We start from the raw sequence: 17,582 nt of genomic DNA, 5'->3' as shown, positions 1-17,582 counted from the left end.
TTCTTTGACGCGCAGAATTTAGTGGTCAATTTGGAGATTGTCTGCTAAATTCTGTATTTTAAATCCCAAAACCTAAATATATATCTGCCTGTGTATTCATCTTCCATTTTTGAAGGGAATCTTGACGATTTTTCCGAGCGAGAACCCCAACGTGCCCCAATTGGCATCTTTGATAGTGGTGTGGGTGGGCTGACAGTACTGCGACAAATATATCGACAACTCCCCAATGAATCAATAGTTTACTTTGGGGATACAGCTAGACTTCCTTATGGAATTCGTTCACAAGCAGAAATTTTACGATTTACACGTGAAATTATTACCTGGCTACAACAGCAGCAGGTAAAAATGGTAATTATGGCTTGCAACACCAGTTCTGCTCTAGCCCTAGAAACTGTGCGTCAAGAATTCAACATACCTATTTTGGGAGTAATCCTACCGGGTGCAAAAGCTGCGGTGCAGCAAGGAAAGCGGATTGGTGTAATTGCCACTCCTGCCACAGCTAAGAGTAATGCTTATAAGCACGCTATTCTCGAAATTGCTCCCGATGTCCAAGTCTGGCAAGTTGGATGTCCAGAGTTTGTGCCACTGATTGAGCAAAACCGCATTCACGATCCTTACACTGTGGAAGTAGCACGAGCCTACCTAGAGCCTTTATTAGAGCAGGAAATTGACACCTTAGTTCACGGGTGTACCCATTATCCCCACCTTACACCAGTACTGCGATCGCTCCTCCCCTCTCAAGTCCAGTTGGTCGATCCAGCTGTTCATGTTGTGGCAGCTTGCGCCCAAGAACTAGACTTACTAGGCTTAAAAAATACTCACCTACCATTGCCAACTCGCTTCGCCGTCAGCGGTTGTCCGCAACAGTTTTCCCAGTCAGGAGTGCAGTGGCTAGGCTATACCCCAATGGTTGAAGAGGTTTCCTTCACTGATATAGCTATTTCCCAACTCCAATAAAACTTAATTAGTCCCTAGTCCTTAGTCCTTAGTCATTTATCAAAACAAATGACGAAGGACTAAGGACAAATGACAAATGACTATTGACTATTAACTGATATCTCCTGCTTATGTTTTCCTTCAGTAGATGAAGGGAAACTTGTAGGAACAGTCTTTGTACCCGTTCGCTTCGCCAGTGCTAATAACAGGTAGACTGTGAACAAATATCCAGAGGCTAAAATAAAAATCATCATAGGTATACTTCCGTAAATCATTGTTCTACTAGCACCCTTCTAAATGAATATAAAATTCCATAAAATTTAGTAGAACCTCAGCCAAGCAAGTGCATTCTTGATGACTGTAGTTTCCTATGGTAAAATTACCTATAGAGACAAAATCCTCTACGGACAAAGAATTTATGAGCTAATGCGACTTCTTGCAGACCATAGATCCCACAGCAGTTAGCTTGCCATTTAGCAATCTAAAACTACGATTCTCAGCGGTCTACCCGATCTGCTTTATTTTTGCTCAAACTGCTGTGAAAAGAGCAATGCTTGCGCTCTACGTGCGCGGAGTACGTGTAGCGGCTTCCCATAGGGATATCACACAGCTCCAAACCAGGAGTTTTACCTATCGTAGGAAAAATTAAAGAATTTCTTCCCTTAATCTAACCGACGAATATTTATTTTAGAGTCACAACACCAACTCAGTAAAATCAACTAGTCGCTGACTTAACTTTTGGGGTGCGAATATCTGACAAAATTTAAAATTCCTATATTTTAGCGTAACACAACGACCCTGAATTTTGAGCTTATTCGGCTGCTAAATTTCAAATTTTTTGAAGAGCTACACCTCACTCTGGAGAAATTTAGTCTTACCTCTTGGCGACAATTTTAGAACGATGCATTTTTGTCAATAAGTAATATTGCTTAAATTATCTTTGGAACTGTGGCAAGAAAGGTGAGATGAGAAACTACTTGACACAATTTCATTTGGAATTTATCCCGTGTACTGAGAATTCATCTTTTAAGTTATTTTAAAGTTTGAGTAGCCACAGATTAAGCATAATTACTTATTGACAAAAGCCTCTACAACCTTAATTATCACCCATAGACTCATAAAAATGGGATTACCTTATGAAAACTTTGCGCTGGCACAGGGTTATCTTAAAATGAGTATAGGATATGTAAACTTTCGTAACCTAAGTCAGAGTCCGCCCATCCATGACCCCAGCCACCTCCCTGTTTACCCCTGTGGAAGCAGACCTGCGACTACTAGCAGATAACCTAAAACAGCTAGTTGGAAACCGCCACCCCATTCTGTTTGCAGCAGCCGAACATTTATTCGGAGCTGGGGGAAAGCGTATCAGACCAGCAATTGTCCTGCTAATATCGCGGGCAACAATGTTAGAACAAGACATTACACCGCGTCATCGCCGTCTTGCTGAGATTACAGAAATGATTCACACAGCAAGCTTGGTACATGACGATGTGGTAGATGAATCAGATGTGCGGCGAGGCGTTCCTACCGTTCATAGTTTGTTCGGGAACCGCATTGCCATCTTAGCAGGAGATTTTCTCTTTGCCCAATCGTCCTGGTATTTAGCAAACTTGGACAATTTGGAGGTAGTGAAACTGCTCTCAGAAGTCATTATGGATCTGGCTACTGGGGAGATTCAGCAGGGACTAAATCGTTTTGATGCTGGTATCTCTATTGAAGCTTACATTGAGAAGAGTTACTACAAAACAGCTTCATTAATTGCCAATAGTTCTAAAGCTGCTGGATTACTTAGTGAAGTCTCACGAGAAACTGTTGAGCATCTGTATAGCTACGGTCGTCATTTTGGTATAGCATTTCAAATTGTTGATGACATTTTAGATTTCACCAGTACAACAGATACCTTGGGTAAACCAGCGGGGTCGGATCTCAAAAGTGGTAATCTAACTGCACCCGTTTTATTTGCTTTGGCAGAAAAACCATCTTTAGAAGTGCTGATTGAACGAGAGTTTGCTCAAGAAGGAGATTTAGAGCAAGCACTAGCACTGATTCAAGATAGTCAAGGTATACAGCAGGCGCGAGAGTTAGCTGCTCACCATGCTAAGTTGGCAATTGAACATCTTGCAGTTCTCCCATTCTCAGAATCCCACCAGGCACTGATTAACATAGCTGAGTACACACTGAGTCGCCTCTATTAAATCAGTTATCAGAGTTTTCAAGTAGAAAGTGGGGATTTAAATGTAGGTGTGTTGTGGCTTACGTAACGCACCGAAAACCTGAAATGTTGTGTTGTATTAACGCTTTAATGCACTAAAGCAGCTTTATGTTTAATTAAATCCACTTATTTAACAGGTAGAAAGTGGGGTTTTTTAGAGTTTCTTAGGGATTTCCAAAAAATAAATTACTACTACTTGTGGAGTGAATAGTGTTTGACTGAGCGCTCACTCTAAAGACTTGCCCGCTTTTGATTACTGGGCACCTCACAATCAAGAATGGGATATTTTTTATGTGAAAGTTTTTAAGTATAAAACTCTGCTTCACTAGGAAACTAAAATTTGAAAACGGAAAAATGTTCACTGATAACTATTTTTTAATCAATTTTAGGTTTCAGCGAAAGTTGAGTCAGTCGTATGGTGTAACGAAAAGAAAAAATTTCTTTTTTTACTGATTTAGAAAACTTTTTTAAAGAAATTTGAGATTTAAAATTTTGGATGTGGGATTGTATCTAAAAAATCCCACATCCAAATTTTTTCTATGCAATATCAGGGGGTATCTGTTTTGGCGATCGCTGTTGTCGTAACTGTTTCTGCATGAGTTTTTCTAGTTCAGTTCGCCGAACTTCGACGGTATGAGTGGTCTTACCCGGCGTCTCCAAAAAAACGATACTATCTACGGGTTCTAATGCCACCATTTGGAACAAAATATGGGTGACAGGAGTAATTTTAGCTAGCATTTGAGGGTCAAGCCCAGCAGGGGAAATTAGAGAGACATCCTGTATGGTAGGGAAAGCGTAAATCACACGCTTTTCCAATCCTGGATTAGCACGATTGCTCAATGTAGTTAAAACCCAGTTTGACTCCGAATTTTGGAGAATATAGTACTGGGAGTAGCGTAATTTTTGAGCGATCGCTCTAAGGGCAGGAGCAATTGCTGCAACAAGATGTGGTGTCATACCATCGCGGGGTGCATTGTCAATCAGCAATTGAATTTGTGCTTCTAAATCCATAATGACTTGTATACGACTCTTGGGTAATGGCAATAACATCTATCAAGTGTGAACAATCCCATCAGAATTGGGAATAATAAAATCAGCCATATCCTCAATATAGGATTGGCCTGCGTTTAGCTTATACGTAAAACCAAACCAGCCAATACCCACAGTCGTACAGGTTGTATTTAAGTAAGTTAGGGTCTTTTGAAAACCGAGACTATGAATTCAGCCGCAACCGCAACTATTCCATCTGCAACTATTCTGGGAGAAAATTCTACAGGCGTGGAGGCGATCTTTCAACTCCTGTCCAAGGAGTTTCAGCAGTCAACCAAAGCTTCGGAACAGAATTGCCACGATGTAGCAAGACGTATTACCACCGAAGTCTACCGGATTTGTCATGAGAGTAAACGTATTCAAGCTTCTGGATCTGTAGAAAGCTCGGCGATGACCCTGGCTCGGCATCGGCTGCAACAGTGTCTCAGGTACTATCAGTTGGGTTCAAATCGGGGCAGGGTCGAATTACACAGTACTCTGAGTGCAATTATTTATCGATACATTAATCCTCCTCAGAAGCAATTGAGCTATCAAGGGCGGCTGACGATAATTGAAGATTTCCTCCAGAGTTTCTATCTAGAAGCATTGAATGCTTTCCGGCGAGAAAATCAACTCGGTGCCACTTATCGCCCTCAGACGCTCTTGGAATTGTCCGAGTATATGGCATTTACCGAGCGCTACGGCAAGCGACGCATTCCCTTACCAGGCCGTCAGCAACAGCTAATTATCCTGCGGGCGCAAACTTTTTCCCAACAGCAGCCTCCAGAAACCAGCGTAGATATAGAACAAGCCGCAGAAGGTAGCAATAATGAAGGTGACGGTTCTTGGGAAGAACCAGCAATTCACCAATTGCGCTCCACAATGGCAACGCAAGCCGAACCCGAACCCGAAGAAGACACCTTGCGTTCCGTTGTGGTTACGGAATTAATGAATTATCTTGAACAACGACAACAATCTGACTGCGCTGATTATTTTTCTCTCCGCCTCCAAGATTTATCAGCACAGGAAATTGAATCGGTTTTAGGTTTAACCCCTCGTCAGAGAGATTATTTGCAGCAGCGCTTTAAGTATCATTTGATTCGGTTTGCCCTGTTACACCGTTGGGAATTAGTTCATGAGTGGCTGGAAGCTTCTCTGCACACAAATTTGGGCTTAACTCCTCAACAATGGCAAGTATACACAGCACAGCTGGACAATAAGCAACGGTCTTTATTAGAGTTGAAGCAACAAGGACAAGCTGATGAAAAAATAGCAAAAACTTTAGGGCTGTCAATGGCACAACTGCAAAAACGATGGTTTAAGATTCTTGAGCAAGCTTGGGAAATTCGTAACTCATTAGTTTCCGGATCAGGTGCATCTACTCATGAATAGTGACTCAGAATCCTTACAACACCGGTGTCTCGATTGGTTATTGACAGATGATGTCAAAAATAACGAGCAATCCGTAGAATGTGAGGAAAATGACGGGGTAAAAAAACTCCTCAATGAAGCCACTGCTTCAAAAAGCAGCGAGCCAAAATTGGGAGGAACGCCCCAGACCTTTCAATTGGGAGAAATTCCTACTGTGCAAGATCGTTTTCAAGCTGTCCTTAAGAATCGGTTACAAATCCAAGCCCAAGACCACCCACCGTTGTTTCCCTGGGAAACACAATTAATCGAATATCCTGATTTTGTTGATGAGCCGTCAATGACACTCGTTCCTAGCTGGGGATGGATGGTACAACAGTCAAAGTTGACCTTGCCGACTCGCTTACCGGAAAGAGTTTTCCAGCAATTGCTAGAACAGTGTCAGGCTTTAGTGACATCTTCAGTGCCGTTGGGGGCAAAATTAGTTCAAGTGGTGGAGAACTTTTTTCCCAATGAGTCTCAAGCACTAAACGATATAGCTGGATTGGTGCTAAGAAGCACCTATCGGTCTGGAAGTACTCTGGAGACAATGCCCGCTATTCAGAGCGATTACTCAGATTTACAACCGCGTCAACAGATGGCTTTGTCGTTGCTAGCAGCTAAACAACTGCTGGAAAATCTGACTCTACCAGTTTCAGCAACCAGTCCAGTGGTAGAAAGACAGTGGCTAACCAGTGTTGGTGCTTTGAACATCAGAGTAGAATACCAGTCTCTAGGTAAACTTACGAAGTTACTTGTGCAAGCTGAGTTACCTGTTAAAGGAACTTTGACGCTGCGGGGAAGTGGCACTTTAGCAATGACAACATCTTCGACTTCGGGATACTTAAATGTAGAGTTAGGCTGCGAGCAACTTAACCCAACTTATACCCTGGAAGTTGAATTTCCAGAAATAGACGAACAGTCGTTGTTGTTTGTGATTAATCCCACGATTTAGGTTAAATTGCCACCGCTAGCACATTATCTCAATCAACGCCGATATATATTAAGAGGATTTTCCTGGTTTTGAAGCTTATCCTATTTTTCAATAAACGGTCATTAGGGTGTCTACGAGAAGCAGTTATTACAAAGACACAGGGACACGGGGATATGGGGACATGGCGATATTGAGAAAGTATTTGATTATTTCTCGATTCACTGCGTTACCCATTTCTCGTGTATTTCCATCTCTACTCTTAAATCTCATTTTTTTAACACAGTGCTAGGGTAGCAAATTACCTCCCTTGCATTGTGTTTGTTGCATCTACATCATTGCTTCTACTAGACTCAAATGTTTAACTTATCCAGGATGAATCGGTTTTGGCGTATCCCTGTAGGTAATTTCTGGCGGCAAAATCCGCAGGGGTCGCCTTTGATTGAAGTGGAAGATTCAATTTTATTGCGGGTGCTGGTGCTAGCGTTGGTTATTTTGGGAATTGTGGCGACGGATATTGCCGCTGAGACTTCATTCAGTTTTTGGGCGTTACCCCTGAGTGTAGTGGGTGCAATTTGGAGTTATTATCGTCGCCGCGATCGCAATATTGCAATTCAATTCTGTATCGCCATCGGCATGTTAGTCGCACTGGGTGCTTTCTTTGGGCGATTAACGGGGGAGTTGAATGATACGCGGTTGGGTTTGGCAGAGTTATTAATTCAACTCCAGGTGTTACATAGCTTTGATACACCGCGCCGTAAAAATTTGGGCTATTCGATTGTGATCGGACTGATTTTATTAGGTGTGGCAGCAACCCTAAGTCAGACTTTAGCATTTGCACCTGTGTTGCTGTTATTTTTAGCGATCGCTCTGCCCACTTTAGTATTAGATTACCGCTCACGCTTGGGTTTGCAGCCATTAAAAACTCAAAAGGAAAAATTCAATCAGAAGAATTCTTCAAGTCTTAATTTTAAATTTTTAGTTCTAACTTTTTTACTAATTGTCGGTCTGGGGCTGGCAATTTTTGCTGTTTTACCCAGATTTCCCGGTTATCAATTACGAAATTTTCCTGTAAGTTCTGCTATTCAAGTAAAAAGTAATTTCACAGGTCGTAGTATCATTAATCCCGGTTATGTCCGCCAAGGTAAAGGTGAGAATCAAGGCAGTGGTAGCGGTAGTACGGGACAAAATAAAACTGGTCAGCCAGGGAAAATAGATAATAATTTTTATTACGGTTTTAATAGCCAAATGAATCAAAACCTGCGGGGCGAGATGAAACCCAAGGTTGTTATGCGGGTGCGATCGCAAGCTGAGGGTTTTTGGCGAGTATTAGCATTCGATCGCTATACAGGTAAGGGATGGGAGGTTTCTCGCAATGAAAATGTTACGACTGTTAGGCGAGCGCCTTGGTCTTACCAAATTTTTCTTTCCCCATCTGTACTCACTGGTAAAACCCAAGAGGTAGTACAAACTTATACAGTGGTGTCGGATTTGCCTAACCTGATTCCGGCGATGACTTATCCCAAGGAAGTTTACTTTCCAGCACCAGTGATCGCTGTTGATAAAGAAGACGGATTGCGATCGCCTGTAGAATTATCAGAAGGTTTTACCTACACAGTGATTTCCGAAGTACCATACCGCGATCGCACTTTGTTAGGTGAAGCTTCTACTAAATATCCAGAACAAATTACAAAGCATTATCTCCAAATTCCTCCCGAAATTGCCGAAAAAGTCCGGCAACGTACCGAAGAAATCCTCGCTAACTACAATCAAGAAAAAGTCGCAAAGTCTGCTAAAAGCCTGGATTCAGCCTACGAAAAGGCTCTCTATTTAGCTCAATATTTAAAGCAACGCTACTCTATTCCCCAAAATCCTTTAGAACTACCTTATTTGAGTGAAAAAGAAGACTTGGTAGAAACTTTTTTGTTTAAGCAAAAGGGAGGCTATCCAGACCACTTCTCTACAGTTCTCACGGTGATGCTACGTTCCATTGGCATTCCAGCGCGGTTGGTAGCAGGGTTTAGTTCAGGAGAATTTAATCCATTTACAGGACTGTACGTTGTCCGTAATACTGACGCTTATGCGATGACAGAAGTGTATTTTCCTAAATATGGTTGGTTTGCCTTTGACCCTATTCCCAATCATCCTCTGATTCCCCCATCTATTGAAGACACTCAGACTTTTAGTGTGTTGCGCCAATTGTGGCATTGGGTTGCTGGCTGGCTACCTTCTCCGGTGACAGGTTTGTTGAATAATGTATTTGAGACAATATTTAAGTGGGTGATAAGAGCGATCGCTTGGTTTTTAGCTTTATTCTCTCAAGGTTGGTTCGGCGTATTGACTGGCTTAATCTTGTCAACTACAGCAGCTTTCTTCGCTTGGCTGGGTTGGGGTCAGTGGCGACAGTGGCGCAATCGTCGATGGTTAAAGAAATTGCCAGCGATGGAGAGCCTTTATCAACAAATGCTGCAATGGACAACCCAAAAAGGTTTAGGCAAACATCCAGCACAAACACCTTTAGAGTATGCCAGAGTCTCATACCAGCATCATGCTCTAGCAACTGCTGAGGTAATAGATGAAATTTGTCAAGCTTATGTTGGTTGGCGCTATGGTGGTCATACGCCTAACTTGCAGCAACTACGACAAAGATGGCAAGGTTTGAAAAAGACTGCTAAAGCTGCTAAGTAATTCATTGATAAATTACGTCAGAAGGTTGTCCATTGGACAACCTTTTTAATTTTAAGAACTGCTTTCTCAGCGAGAGACGAAGGTAAAAAGTAGAAAACTCACCAACATTGAATTCAACCTCGCATCTGCATCAAATTTCCTGAAGCGTAGCGACGCAAACCGTGGTGAAATAGACCTGCGCCAACCAACAGCACAGTAGTTGACCCAACCACTGCTAGTACAGCATGAATCAAAGATAGCGATCGCAATGCCTCAATCGGCAAATAAGTCACAAATCCAGATGGAATCAACCTGTACAACAGTAGCTTCATCGTTCCCTCAAACAAAGTTGCTCAATAAGTACTGAAGGTAAGAATGGCATTTCGCCACTGTTGTGTCAGTCCTTTGGAATTGCCTAGATAAAAGCTGAGGCTACCCTTCAAAATATTAAAGCCGACAAATTCGCCACTGAAACTGTCAATCCAGTAAACAACGCTAAATGCACCGCATCCGGCTTGACAAAAAGCAATTCTGGTAAGTGTGCATCTCCATAAATCTAGCTATTGCTAGATGCTGAAATTCTTTCAAAAGCTATAATCTACATCTGTTGCACCGAGAGATTTACTTGTGGATGTCATATTAGAACGATCGCACGAATTAAAACAAGCCTTAGTTGATTTTGTTCTTGATGCTGAAGGCGAACTGGCACAAGCACTAGAAGTTTACGCAGCAGCACAGTTGCGCCGTGGAAGTGGGGATAGTACGCAGCAGGACTTAACCATCGATAGCTTTTTGACAGATGGAAAAGTCGGTGATAAGTCTCCATTAGAGTTGTTTATCGAAAGCCACCCAGATTTAGCAGAAAGCGATCGCAGCCTGATTAACAGTTGGCATAATACTTTTATTGGCTTATTTGCCATCACTAATCTTTTACCTGATGGCTTGGAATTGACGAACTGGTTGACAGATAAACGCTACATCGTCAAGCCAAACAATACTCAAACATTACAGGCAATATCTCGTTTGAAAGTCGGAGAAATCTTGCTAACTCGCATTTCTCCCGTTACCGATAGCTACTGGATGTTTTCTGGCCCCTACACAATAATGGGTAAATTAGGTAAACCAAAACTTGCCGTAGCAATTGGTAATTTCAAAGAAAACTATAAAAGTAATCTTTACAGCGATGCTCCAGACTTGCTAGAAGAAGCTTGGCAGTCAGTAGAAAAATATCATCAGCAGTTTGTGGACTTTTTTGGTACTGATCAAATCACACTATCTGGATACCAGCTTAATAAAAAAATAGCGGAATTTCAAACAGTAATTACTGAGAAAACCTTTGCAGCCGCAGGAATTGATACTTCTAAATCTTTGGCTGAAGTGGCAGAAGCAGCTGGCATTGGCGACGAGGAAATCAAAGCCGCAGCACAAGAATTCGGGGCTGATTCCAACGTTGTCTCTGAGATGTTTAATAGCAAAAGCAGCAAGAGCAAAATGGTGATGCCAAAGGTTGATTTACCTGCTGAACTCAAGAAAGCAGAACAGGTAACGGCTCTTTCTCATCCCCGTTGGGGACAAATGTTTTTACCAACATATAGTAAGGTACAAGCAATCTTATCGGCAGAGGACTGGCAAAGTGTTCAAGGAGCGGAAAAACTAGTTCGCTATTACCTCGAAGATAAAAGTATTAATGCTTTTGTCTGGCATCGATTAGCGCAACAGTATCCAACTCAATTAGAAAATGTGTTGCAAACATTGTTGCAACGTCCAGAGTTTAAGCTTGAAAGTGACTTGGATACACTTTTGCAAGAATTCCACAAACCTATTGAGCCAGAGTTGCCAGACATTGCCAGTGTGCCCATACATTTGCATAACTTATTTCAGGAAGCTTTAGGAGAAGTTAACAAATCTAAGCCCAAGGGTAAGGGGCAACAAAAGCCAGCAAAGGGTTTTCAACGAGGTTAACAAATATATCCACTTACTCACTTAGGGTTATATGGTTTCATTTTTAAAATGGTTTTTAGGAGTGTATAGCTAGCTGTGCGCTCCCACACAGTATTGTGTGAAATCACGATCAAAAACGAGATCAAGGCTAGCTAGTTATATTTAAAGATCGGTAGATAACAGGTGAACAATCTCATCTACAATTTCTTCTGGACTCTCAAGCTTGACTATAAATCGATCAAAACCAGCATTTAAAGCCTTATAGCCTGAGACTTCCCGTGTATAAGAAGTGACAGCGATCGCAGGCAACTGTCTTAAAAATTGGCGAGAATGCACTCGAATTTGCTCAATTAACCAATTTCCATCATGTTCGGGCAACTTCATGTTGCACACCAGAATATCGGGATGAAGCGATTCAACTGAGGCAAGAGCTTCTTCTGCATCAGTTAAAGCCATCACCTCTGCACCAGCTGCTTCCAAAATGAAGATGAGCAAATCTGCAATATCTGGCTCATCCTCTACCAGTAAAATCAAGATTCCAACAAGCGGCTGGAGCGAATTTAATTCAGTTTCTTGATTCATTTTTTGATCGGTTGCCATGCCGTCCCTTTATTGCCTGCTATAGTCTGCTACTTCTATTGCAATATATGGAGCGGAATAAGTATTCACCCTAAATATAGAAACTTGGGGTGAAAAGCTCTAGAACAGGCTTTAATTATTTTTTGGTAACAGGTAATTAGAAAAAAGCCCTTACCCATTACCATGACTCATTACCGAGGTTCAGCCTGAGTTGAAACTGTTAATACTTGCGGTGGTGTAGCATCCGGTGGATAGAGAAAGTCTACTTCTACCAAAGAGCGATCGCCTGGTTTCATCTTTAATAAAACTAACGGTTCCCCTACTTGACCTCTGTTTTGCACTAAATGCACAAACTGAGTTTGTGGCTGATTTTGGTCATTTTTATAACGTACCCGCACTGTCCCTCGGAAAAATACTTGAGGAGCGGGTGTACTGAGAAAGCGTAACCCTGGTTTGACTAACCGATCCTCCTTAAGTGGTGTTTGTATCGACACGCTAACGGTTTGAGAACTTTGAGTATTGTTGTATAGCGGCAACTTCAGATTATATTGAATTCCATAGTTGCCATGAGCGCGATATGCGGTGTCAGGATAGCGCACTAGCATAGGCGCACTTTGAATTTGACCAGTTCCTAATGTACCGCCATGTAGGGTACTCAGAGCGTAGGAAAACACTTGACCAGGCTGAGGAATAGTTAGATACCTAGCTTTAGGATTATCTACTAATAAGGCTCTCCATCGTGAACCACCGACCACTCCCGCAACACGCCCATAAATTCTTGGCTTGCCAGTTTCTTCTAAGGGAGTGGGAGTTTTATCTCGTGGCCCAGCTAAATCGCCATTATCTAGTAAATTCTGCCACTCTTCTAAGGTAGGCGTTCCCGCTTCGGGTTGCCGTAGGCTTCGCTCACTGCCATCAGGATTCTCCCGTGCAAACATCGCTAGGCTAGCTGCATAGACAGTGCCATCACTTTGCAGTCGCATGAATGTAGACCGACCATTTAGGGGTGGTGTCAATCCCTGCACAGGAAGTGGCAAATTGAGTAACATCCGACTTTGCTTTGGTGGAATCTCAATTTGGGCAGGAAAAATCTCTTGTCGCACTCCCCGAAGCACATCAGACATGACGCGATCGCCTGGCCCGGCAAAAATTTTACCTAAAAGGTTTTGGCTAAAGGATGGTAACTGAATAAATGGTGCATCCGGTTGACTCAAATAACTCGCCGCCTGCCAAATATTTACCTTCACTGGTTCCAAACTAGGGTTATGCAAAATTATCCCTAGATAAAGAGAACGTAAATTCTCGGCTGGTTCAGCTTTAGCGACGTGATGAGCAAAAATATCAAATCGTCCCCGAAAAGGAAAATTCAGATGCGCTGTTGGCACTTTTTTCCCATCTGGTGGAAAGGTAGAAAGTAAGATTCCTTCTTTCAAAACCAATTCTGGACTATTGCTATTAAAAGTTGGCACTGTATCCAACTGACCTGGTAAAGGACGTACTTCTTGTGGTTGCACGACTTCTTCAGGTGGAAGTGTAGTAGGAGTTAATTGGGCAATTGGGAAAATTAGTAACAATGGCAACATATACTTAGAGATTTCTTTCACCATACAGACATTAACAGCTTGATGAAAGTGCCAGTTTGTTAATAATTAATACGAAATCGGCAATAATCCCCATCAAATTTTCTTGATTGAGAAGCGGAACGTGGACAAAAATACAACGTGCTGTGAGTTGATTTTGGCTTAAGTAGTCCAACACTGAATAGTAAAGACCCTCGCAAACAAATTTCCCACAGTCGTGGCTAATCTGAATTTTTGCTGCTCCCACCACTAATTTTTCTAAATCAACTTCTGTCTGCAAAATACTTTCTCCACAGCTAGCAACTGCTTCCACACTTAATTGTGTACGACTTGCAGCCATGCCACAACAGATGATGTAATCAGGTTGGATTGCCTTGATTTTTTCCATTACCTGAGTACTGGCAAGTTGCACATCTACGGGTAATTGGCGTAAAAAAGTTAAGTCATGTGGTATCAACTCAAGTTTGGTAACTTCAAGTAATAAATCATCAGAAGAATTTGACTGTTGATCTTTTAGCCAAGTGTCAAAAGAAGTTAATAGAATTCTTTTCTTCATAACAAATATTATTTAGAATAGAAAAACCCTCCATAATAAATTTACAAGGAGCAGGTAAATGCCAGTAATTGCGGTCGTAGATTATGAGATGGGAAATTTGCACTCAGTTTGTAAAGGCTTGGAAAAAGCTGGGGCAACTCCTAATGTTACTTATTCTCCAAAGGAATTAGAACAGGCAGATGCTATAGTCCTACCGGGGGTGGGAGCATTTGATCCAGCAGTGCAACACCTGCGATCGCGTGGTTTAGAACAACCTATTAAAGAAGCGATCGCATCTGGTAAACCTTTTTTGGGAATTTGTTTAGGATTGCAAATTCTCTTTGAATCAAGTGCAGAAGGTACCCAACCAGGACTAGGAATTATCAAAGGAAAAGTGCGGCGGTTTCGTCCCGAACCTGACATCACTATTCCTCACATGGGTTGGAATCAACTGGAAGTTACTCAACCAAAAAGTATTTTGTGGGAGCATTTACCGTCAGATCCTTGGGTGTATTTTGTCCATTCCTACTATGTTGACCCAATAGACCCGCTAATCCGTGCAGCAACTATCACTCACGGTACTCAAACCGTCACAGCTGCGATCGCTCATGAAAACCTGATGGCAGTACAATTTCATCCCGAAAAATCCTCTAATATTGGATTGCAAATCCTGTCTAATTTCGTTGCTCAAGTCCGCGAAAAAATTCCTGCCTAATATTCTTTTTGTCATTTGTTCTTTGTCTTTTGTCTAAAACTAATGACCAATGACTAATGACTAATGACCAATGACTAATAACCAATGAGCTTGAGAATTTACGGTAATCGCCAGCTAAAAACTTTACCAGGAAAAGAAACTAGACCCACTAGTGCGCGAGTAAGAGAGGCAGTCTTTAATATTTGGCAAGGAGAAATTGCAGGTTGCCGCTGGCTAGATTTGTGTGCCGGTACTGGTTCAATGGGCGCAGAGGCTTTGTGTAGAGGAGCCAGCCTAGTAGTGGGAATTGAACAATCGAGCCGAGCCTGTGCCACCATCCAACAAAATTGGCAGCAGTTAACTAATGCCGACCAAGAATTTCGGGTATTGCGGGGAGATATTACCCAGCAGTTAAAGACTTTATCAGGTAAACAGTTTGATAGAATCTACTTCGATCCACCTTATGCCAGTGGATTGTACCAGCCAGTATTAGAAGCGATCGCTCACCATCAATTTTTAGATCCTAGCGGCGAAATCGCAGTTGAACACGCCTCACAAGGTTGGACACCGCCAGACATTCCCGCTTGGGAAATTTGCCGCCAGAAAGTTTACGGCAACACATCACTTACTTTTTACAGAATTGTGCAATGACAGGAATGGGGAATGGGGGAGAAAACTTGCTTCCTTGTCCTCCTTATCCCCCTTCCCTCATCCTACTCAGCAACGCCAGTTGTTCTCCTCTAGGAGACGCTACGCGTAGCTTGCTTAAGAGCAGGGGTACAAGTCGGCAGAACTGCCCAACGCACTGGCTCCTCAGCACTCAGCACTGGGCACTCCCTCATCCCCCCAGCTGATTGGGGCGCTTGTATTGCTTATATGCAGCGTAAAAAAGTCCGGCGAGAGTGACGAAAACTAGACCAAGGACAATACCTGATAGCAGGGGTTCAACCACTGTAAATCTCCTCTTTGTAATTATTAAATATTCGTTGCCTGTTTTTGATTTTACCAAATTTCGTATGAATCCTGCGCCCTACAGCCTTTTGGAGGGCGACTGTCCACAAAAAAATAGTCTTCTGTGCTTGCAGACACAATCAAGAACTTTTAAGCTATGTGTAGGAAATGAAAACTTTTTAGCACACCTAGACTTTCACAGCAAACCTTTTGGATAACCAGATTACCAAACCTGAAATTTTGATTCAGCGGATCGTTTTATTGACGCTGGCTATACTGCTAGCAGTCCCTTTGGGCTTTTTTGGTGTTCAGTTGGTTCAAGCCTCCGATCCATACGTCAAGAGCGTTCTATCCCTCACAGGAAACCCAGTTCAAGGACACGCGATCTTCCAAATTAACTGTGCTGGTTGTCATGGCTTGGAAGCAGACGGGCGAGTGGGGCCCAGTTTGCAAGCTGTTTCAAAGCACAAGTCTCGGTATGGGCTGATTCACCAAGTGATCAGTGGCGAAACACCGCCAATGCCCAAATTTCAACCTAGTGCTCAAGAAATGGCGGATCTTTTGAACTATTTAGAATCATTGTAAACCTAAGAACTTTTGGCTGTAGGATACGTAAATACCCTTATGTGAAAAGGTAGTAAGTATGTATTTTTTTACACTATTGGCAACTGTAAAGGACCCCTAGATAACTCGATAGCGTTCGCGTAATCTCTCCTAGAGACGCTTTAGCAACGTAGGAGCGTTGCCCTTGGCACATCATGCCTGCTCTACTTGAGAAAATTCCAAACGCTTAGGTGCGAGACGCTGCACGTAGTTTGCTTCCCCTTAAGGCTACGCGGACTCATTAACGTCCTTGGCGTCTCCCCCTATCCACCAAACAAACGCTCTTTCGAGGTTGGGGAATCACGACACTAATACCACTGTGTGTCTACGCATAATAATAGAAACCTCAAAACAGTCTAGCTCCGTCTGATAAATTTCGTCTTTTAAAGTTCTAGTGGTGAGAACTATCTTTTGTCTTTATCTTCACATCTGCTAGTATTTGCGTAGAATCTTTGATAAAAACTCATATAAACTGTATATTTTTAAGTATGTTAGCAAATAACTATTTAATTATTGTGAAAGTGAGGTTAGCATACCTAACTCGGCAGGTTAAGGCAAAAGCTCTTAGTAAATGGGCTACGGTATAGCTTCTTTAACAGACTAAATATTCTTGAGATGCCCGAAAGCTAATGACTGAAACGATCCAAATCGGTAATCGTACAATCACAGCTAGTGAACTGATTTCCTTACTGGCAAGTTACCAAATGCTGCCACAGTTGCAGCGAGAATTGATCATTGATGAGGCAATAGAACAAAACTCGCGCTCTGCCAAGATAGTAATAGAGTGTACACCAGAGGAAGTAGCCCAAGCTAAACAGCAGTTTTACGCCGAAAAACAGTTCAAAAATGAAGAAGATATCCAGGCTTGGATGGCACATCAAGGGCTGAATCCAGATCAACTAGAAGTTATCACCACTCGTAAGCTGAAAATTGAAAAATTCAAACAAGCCACTTGGGGTAATAAACTGGAATCTTACTTTTTTCAGTCCAAGGCAAAACTGGATAAAGTAATTTATTCCCTACTACGAACCCAAGATGTGGGAATTGCCCAAGAACTATACTTCAGAATTCAGGCAAAAGAAAACTCTTTTGCTGATTTGGCGCGGGAATACTCACTCGGACCGGAAGCCCAAACTGGTGGCTTGGTAGGCCCGATTGAACTGAATGCACTACATCCCATAATGGTGCAAATGCTCTCTAGCAGTCAACCAGGTCAGATATTGCCCCCTACCCGTATCGCTGAATGGTTTGTGATTTTGCGTTTAGAAAAATTTATTCCAGCACAACTGGATGAATTTATGAAAATGCGCCTGTTGAATGAACTCTTTGAAAACTGGCTACAAGAACAGCAAAAGCAAATCATGTCTGCACCAAAAGCGGAGGGGGATACATGATAGGCGATAAACCTTTAACCAATCGAATACCGTCTAAAAGTGTTGTGTGACATTAGTAGCGCAATTCCTGATAAACAAAAAGCCCCAGGCTGTGGAGCGTGGGGCTTTTTGTTTGTATAAATG

At 42.3% G+C, this 17,582-nt stretch carries 16 protein-coding genes; 10 read left to right on the top strand and 6 right to left on the bottom strand.

Annotated elements, in window-relative coordinates; genetic code table 11:
• The first annotated feature begins 90 nt into the window (after positions 1 to 90).
• Positions 91 to 957, top strand: coding sequence for a glutamate racemase (gene murI, locus HWQ42_RS08330; protein ID WP_292810931.1), 867 nt, complete (start codon positions 91 to 93; stop codon positions 955 to 957).
• A gap of 1,202 nt (positions 958 to 2,159) precedes the next feature.
• Complete coding sequence (gene sds / locus HWQ42_RS08325; protein WP_292740644.1) at positions 2,160 to 3,131, top strand: solanesyl diphosphate synthase; 972 nt, start codon at positions 2,160 to 2,162, stop codon at positions 3,129 to 3,131.
• Between the two features lie 554 nt (positions 3,132 to 3,685).
• Here sds and HWQ42_RS08320 read toward each other — a convergent pair.
• A complete protein-coding gene (locus tag HWQ42_RS08320) occupies positions 3,686 to 4,159 on the bottom strand; it encodes a hypothetical protein (protein ID WP_292810928.1) in 474 nt (157 codons plus the stop codon).
• A 204-nt stretch (positions 4,160 to 4,363) separates the two neighbouring features.
• Here HWQ42_RS08320 and hetZ point away from each other — a divergent pair, with 204 nt between their 5' ends.
• The 3 genes from hetZ (at position 4,364) to HWQ42_RS08305 (ending at position 9,203) form a co-directional block, all read left to right on the top strand.
• On the top strand, positions 4,364 to 5,569 hold the full coding sequence (hetZ, locus tag HWQ42_RS08315; protein ID WP_094352496.1) for a heterocyst differentiation protein HetZ: 1,206 nt from the start codon (positions 4,364 to 4,366) through the stop codon (positions 5,567 to 5,569).
• Positions 5,562 to 6,539 carry a PatU gene (locus HWQ42_RS08310; protein WP_292810926.1) on the top strand — a complete coding sequence of 326 codons (978 nt, stop codon included), beginning with the start codon at positions 5,562 to 5,564 and terminating at the stop codon, positions 6,537 to 6,539. Before hetZ ends, HWQ42_RS08310 begins: the two co-directional genes overlap by 8 nt.
• A 351-nt stretch (positions 6,540 to 6,890) precedes the next feature.
• A complete protein-coding gene (locus tag HWQ42_RS08305) occupies positions 6,891 to 9,203 on the top strand; it encodes a DUF3488 and DUF4129 domain-containing transglutaminase family protein (protein WP_292810924.1) in 2,313 nt (770 codons plus the stop codon).
• 113 nt (positions 9,204 to 9,316) lie between these two features.
• On the opposite strand, the gene HWQ42_RS08300 is transcribed toward HWQ42_RS08305, so the two are convergent.
• A complete protein-coding gene (locus tag HWQ42_RS08300) occupies positions 9,317 to 9,514 on the bottom strand; it encodes a hypothetical protein (RefSeq protein WP_292810922.1) in 198 nt (65 codons plus the stop codon).
• Between the two features lie 295 nt (positions 9,515 to 9,809).
• On the opposite strand from HWQ42_RS08300, the gene HWQ42_RS08295 reads away from it, so the two are divergent.
• Positions 9,810 to 11,144: a hypothetical protein gene (locus HWQ42_RS08295; protein ID WP_292810920.1), complete on the top strand. Its 1,335-nt coding sequence runs from the start codon at positions 9,810 to 9,812 to the stop codon at positions 11,142 to 11,144.
• A gap of 141 nt (positions 11,145 to 11,285) precedes the next feature.
• On the opposite strand, the gene HWQ42_RS08290 is transcribed toward HWQ42_RS08295, so the two are convergent.
• From HWQ42_RS08290 to HWQ42_RS08280, 3 genes are all read right to left on the bottom strand, one after another.
• Entirely contained in the window at positions 11,286 to 11,723 is a 438-nt protein-coding gene (locus HWQ42_RS08290; RefSeq protein WP_292810917.1) for a response regulator, read from the bottom strand.
• Between the two features lie 170 nt (positions 11,724 to 11,893).
• The gene (locus HWQ42_RS08285; protein WP_292811020.1) at positions 11,894 to 13,285 is read right to left on the bottom strand and encodes a DUF3370 domain-containing protein; all 1,392 of its coding nucleotides are present in this window, start codon (positions 13,283 to 13,285) and stop codon (positions 11,894 to 11,896) included.
• Between the two features lie 31 nt (positions 13,286 to 13,316).
• On the bottom strand, positions 13,317 to 13,838 hold the full coding sequence (locus HWQ42_RS08280; protein ID WP_292810915.1) for a peptidase C15: 522 nt from the start codon (positions 13,836 to 13,838) through the stop codon (positions 13,317 to 13,319).
• Between the two features lie 58 nt (positions 13,839 to 13,896).
• Here HWQ42_RS08280 and hisH point away from each other — a divergent pair, with 58 nt between their 5' ends.
• Both hisH and rsmD read left to right on the top strand, forming a co-directional pair.
• A complete protein-coding gene (gene hisH / locus HWQ42_RS08275; RefSeq protein WP_094352505.1) occupies positions 13,897 to 14,532 on the top strand; it encodes an imidazole glycerol phosphate synthase subunit HisH in 636 nt (211 codons plus the stop codon).
• Between the two features lie 84 nt (positions 14,533 to 14,616).
• On the top strand, positions 14,617 to 15,162 hold the full coding sequence (gene rsmD, locus HWQ42_RS08270; RefSeq protein WP_292810913.1) for a 16S rRNA (guanine(966)-N(2))-methyltransferase RsmD: 546 nt from the start codon (positions 14,617 to 14,619) through the stop codon (positions 15,160 to 15,162).
• Between the two features lie 187 nt (positions 15,163 to 15,349).
• Here the strand turns inward: rsmD and petG are convergent, their stop codons facing one another.
• Positions 15,350 to 15,463 (bottom strand): cytochrome b6-f complex subunit V, encoded by a 114-nt coding sequence (gene petG / locus HWQ42_RS08265; protein WP_063721252.1) that lies wholly within the window; start codon positions 15,461 to 15,463, stop codon positions 15,350 to 15,352.
• Between the two features lie 209 nt (positions 15,464 to 15,672).
• Here petG and HWQ42_RS08260 point away from each other — a divergent pair, with 209 nt between their 5' ends.
• On the top strand, positions 15,673 to 16,047 hold the full coding sequence (locus tag HWQ42_RS08260; protein WP_099100046.1) for a cytochrome c: 375 nt from the start codon (positions 15,673 to 15,675) through the stop codon (positions 16,045 to 16,047).
• A gap of 647 nt (positions 16,048 to 16,694) precedes the next feature.
• Entirely contained in the window at positions 16,695 to 17,459 is a 765-nt protein-coding gene (locus HWQ42_RS08255) for a peptidylprolyl isomerase (RefSeq protein WP_292740621.1), read from the top strand.
• The last annotated feature ends 123 nt before the right edge of the window (positions 17,460 to 17,582 follow it).

This window comes from Nostoc sp. JL23 (assembly GCF_017115065.1).
Taxonomy (GTDB): domain Bacteria; phylum Cyanobacteriota; class Cyanobacteriia; order Cyanobacteriales; family Nostocaceae; genus Nostoc; species Nostoc punctiforme_A.
The sequence above is the reverse complement of the archived record's forward strand: the minus strand, read 5'-3'. Positions and strand labels throughout refer to the sequence as shown.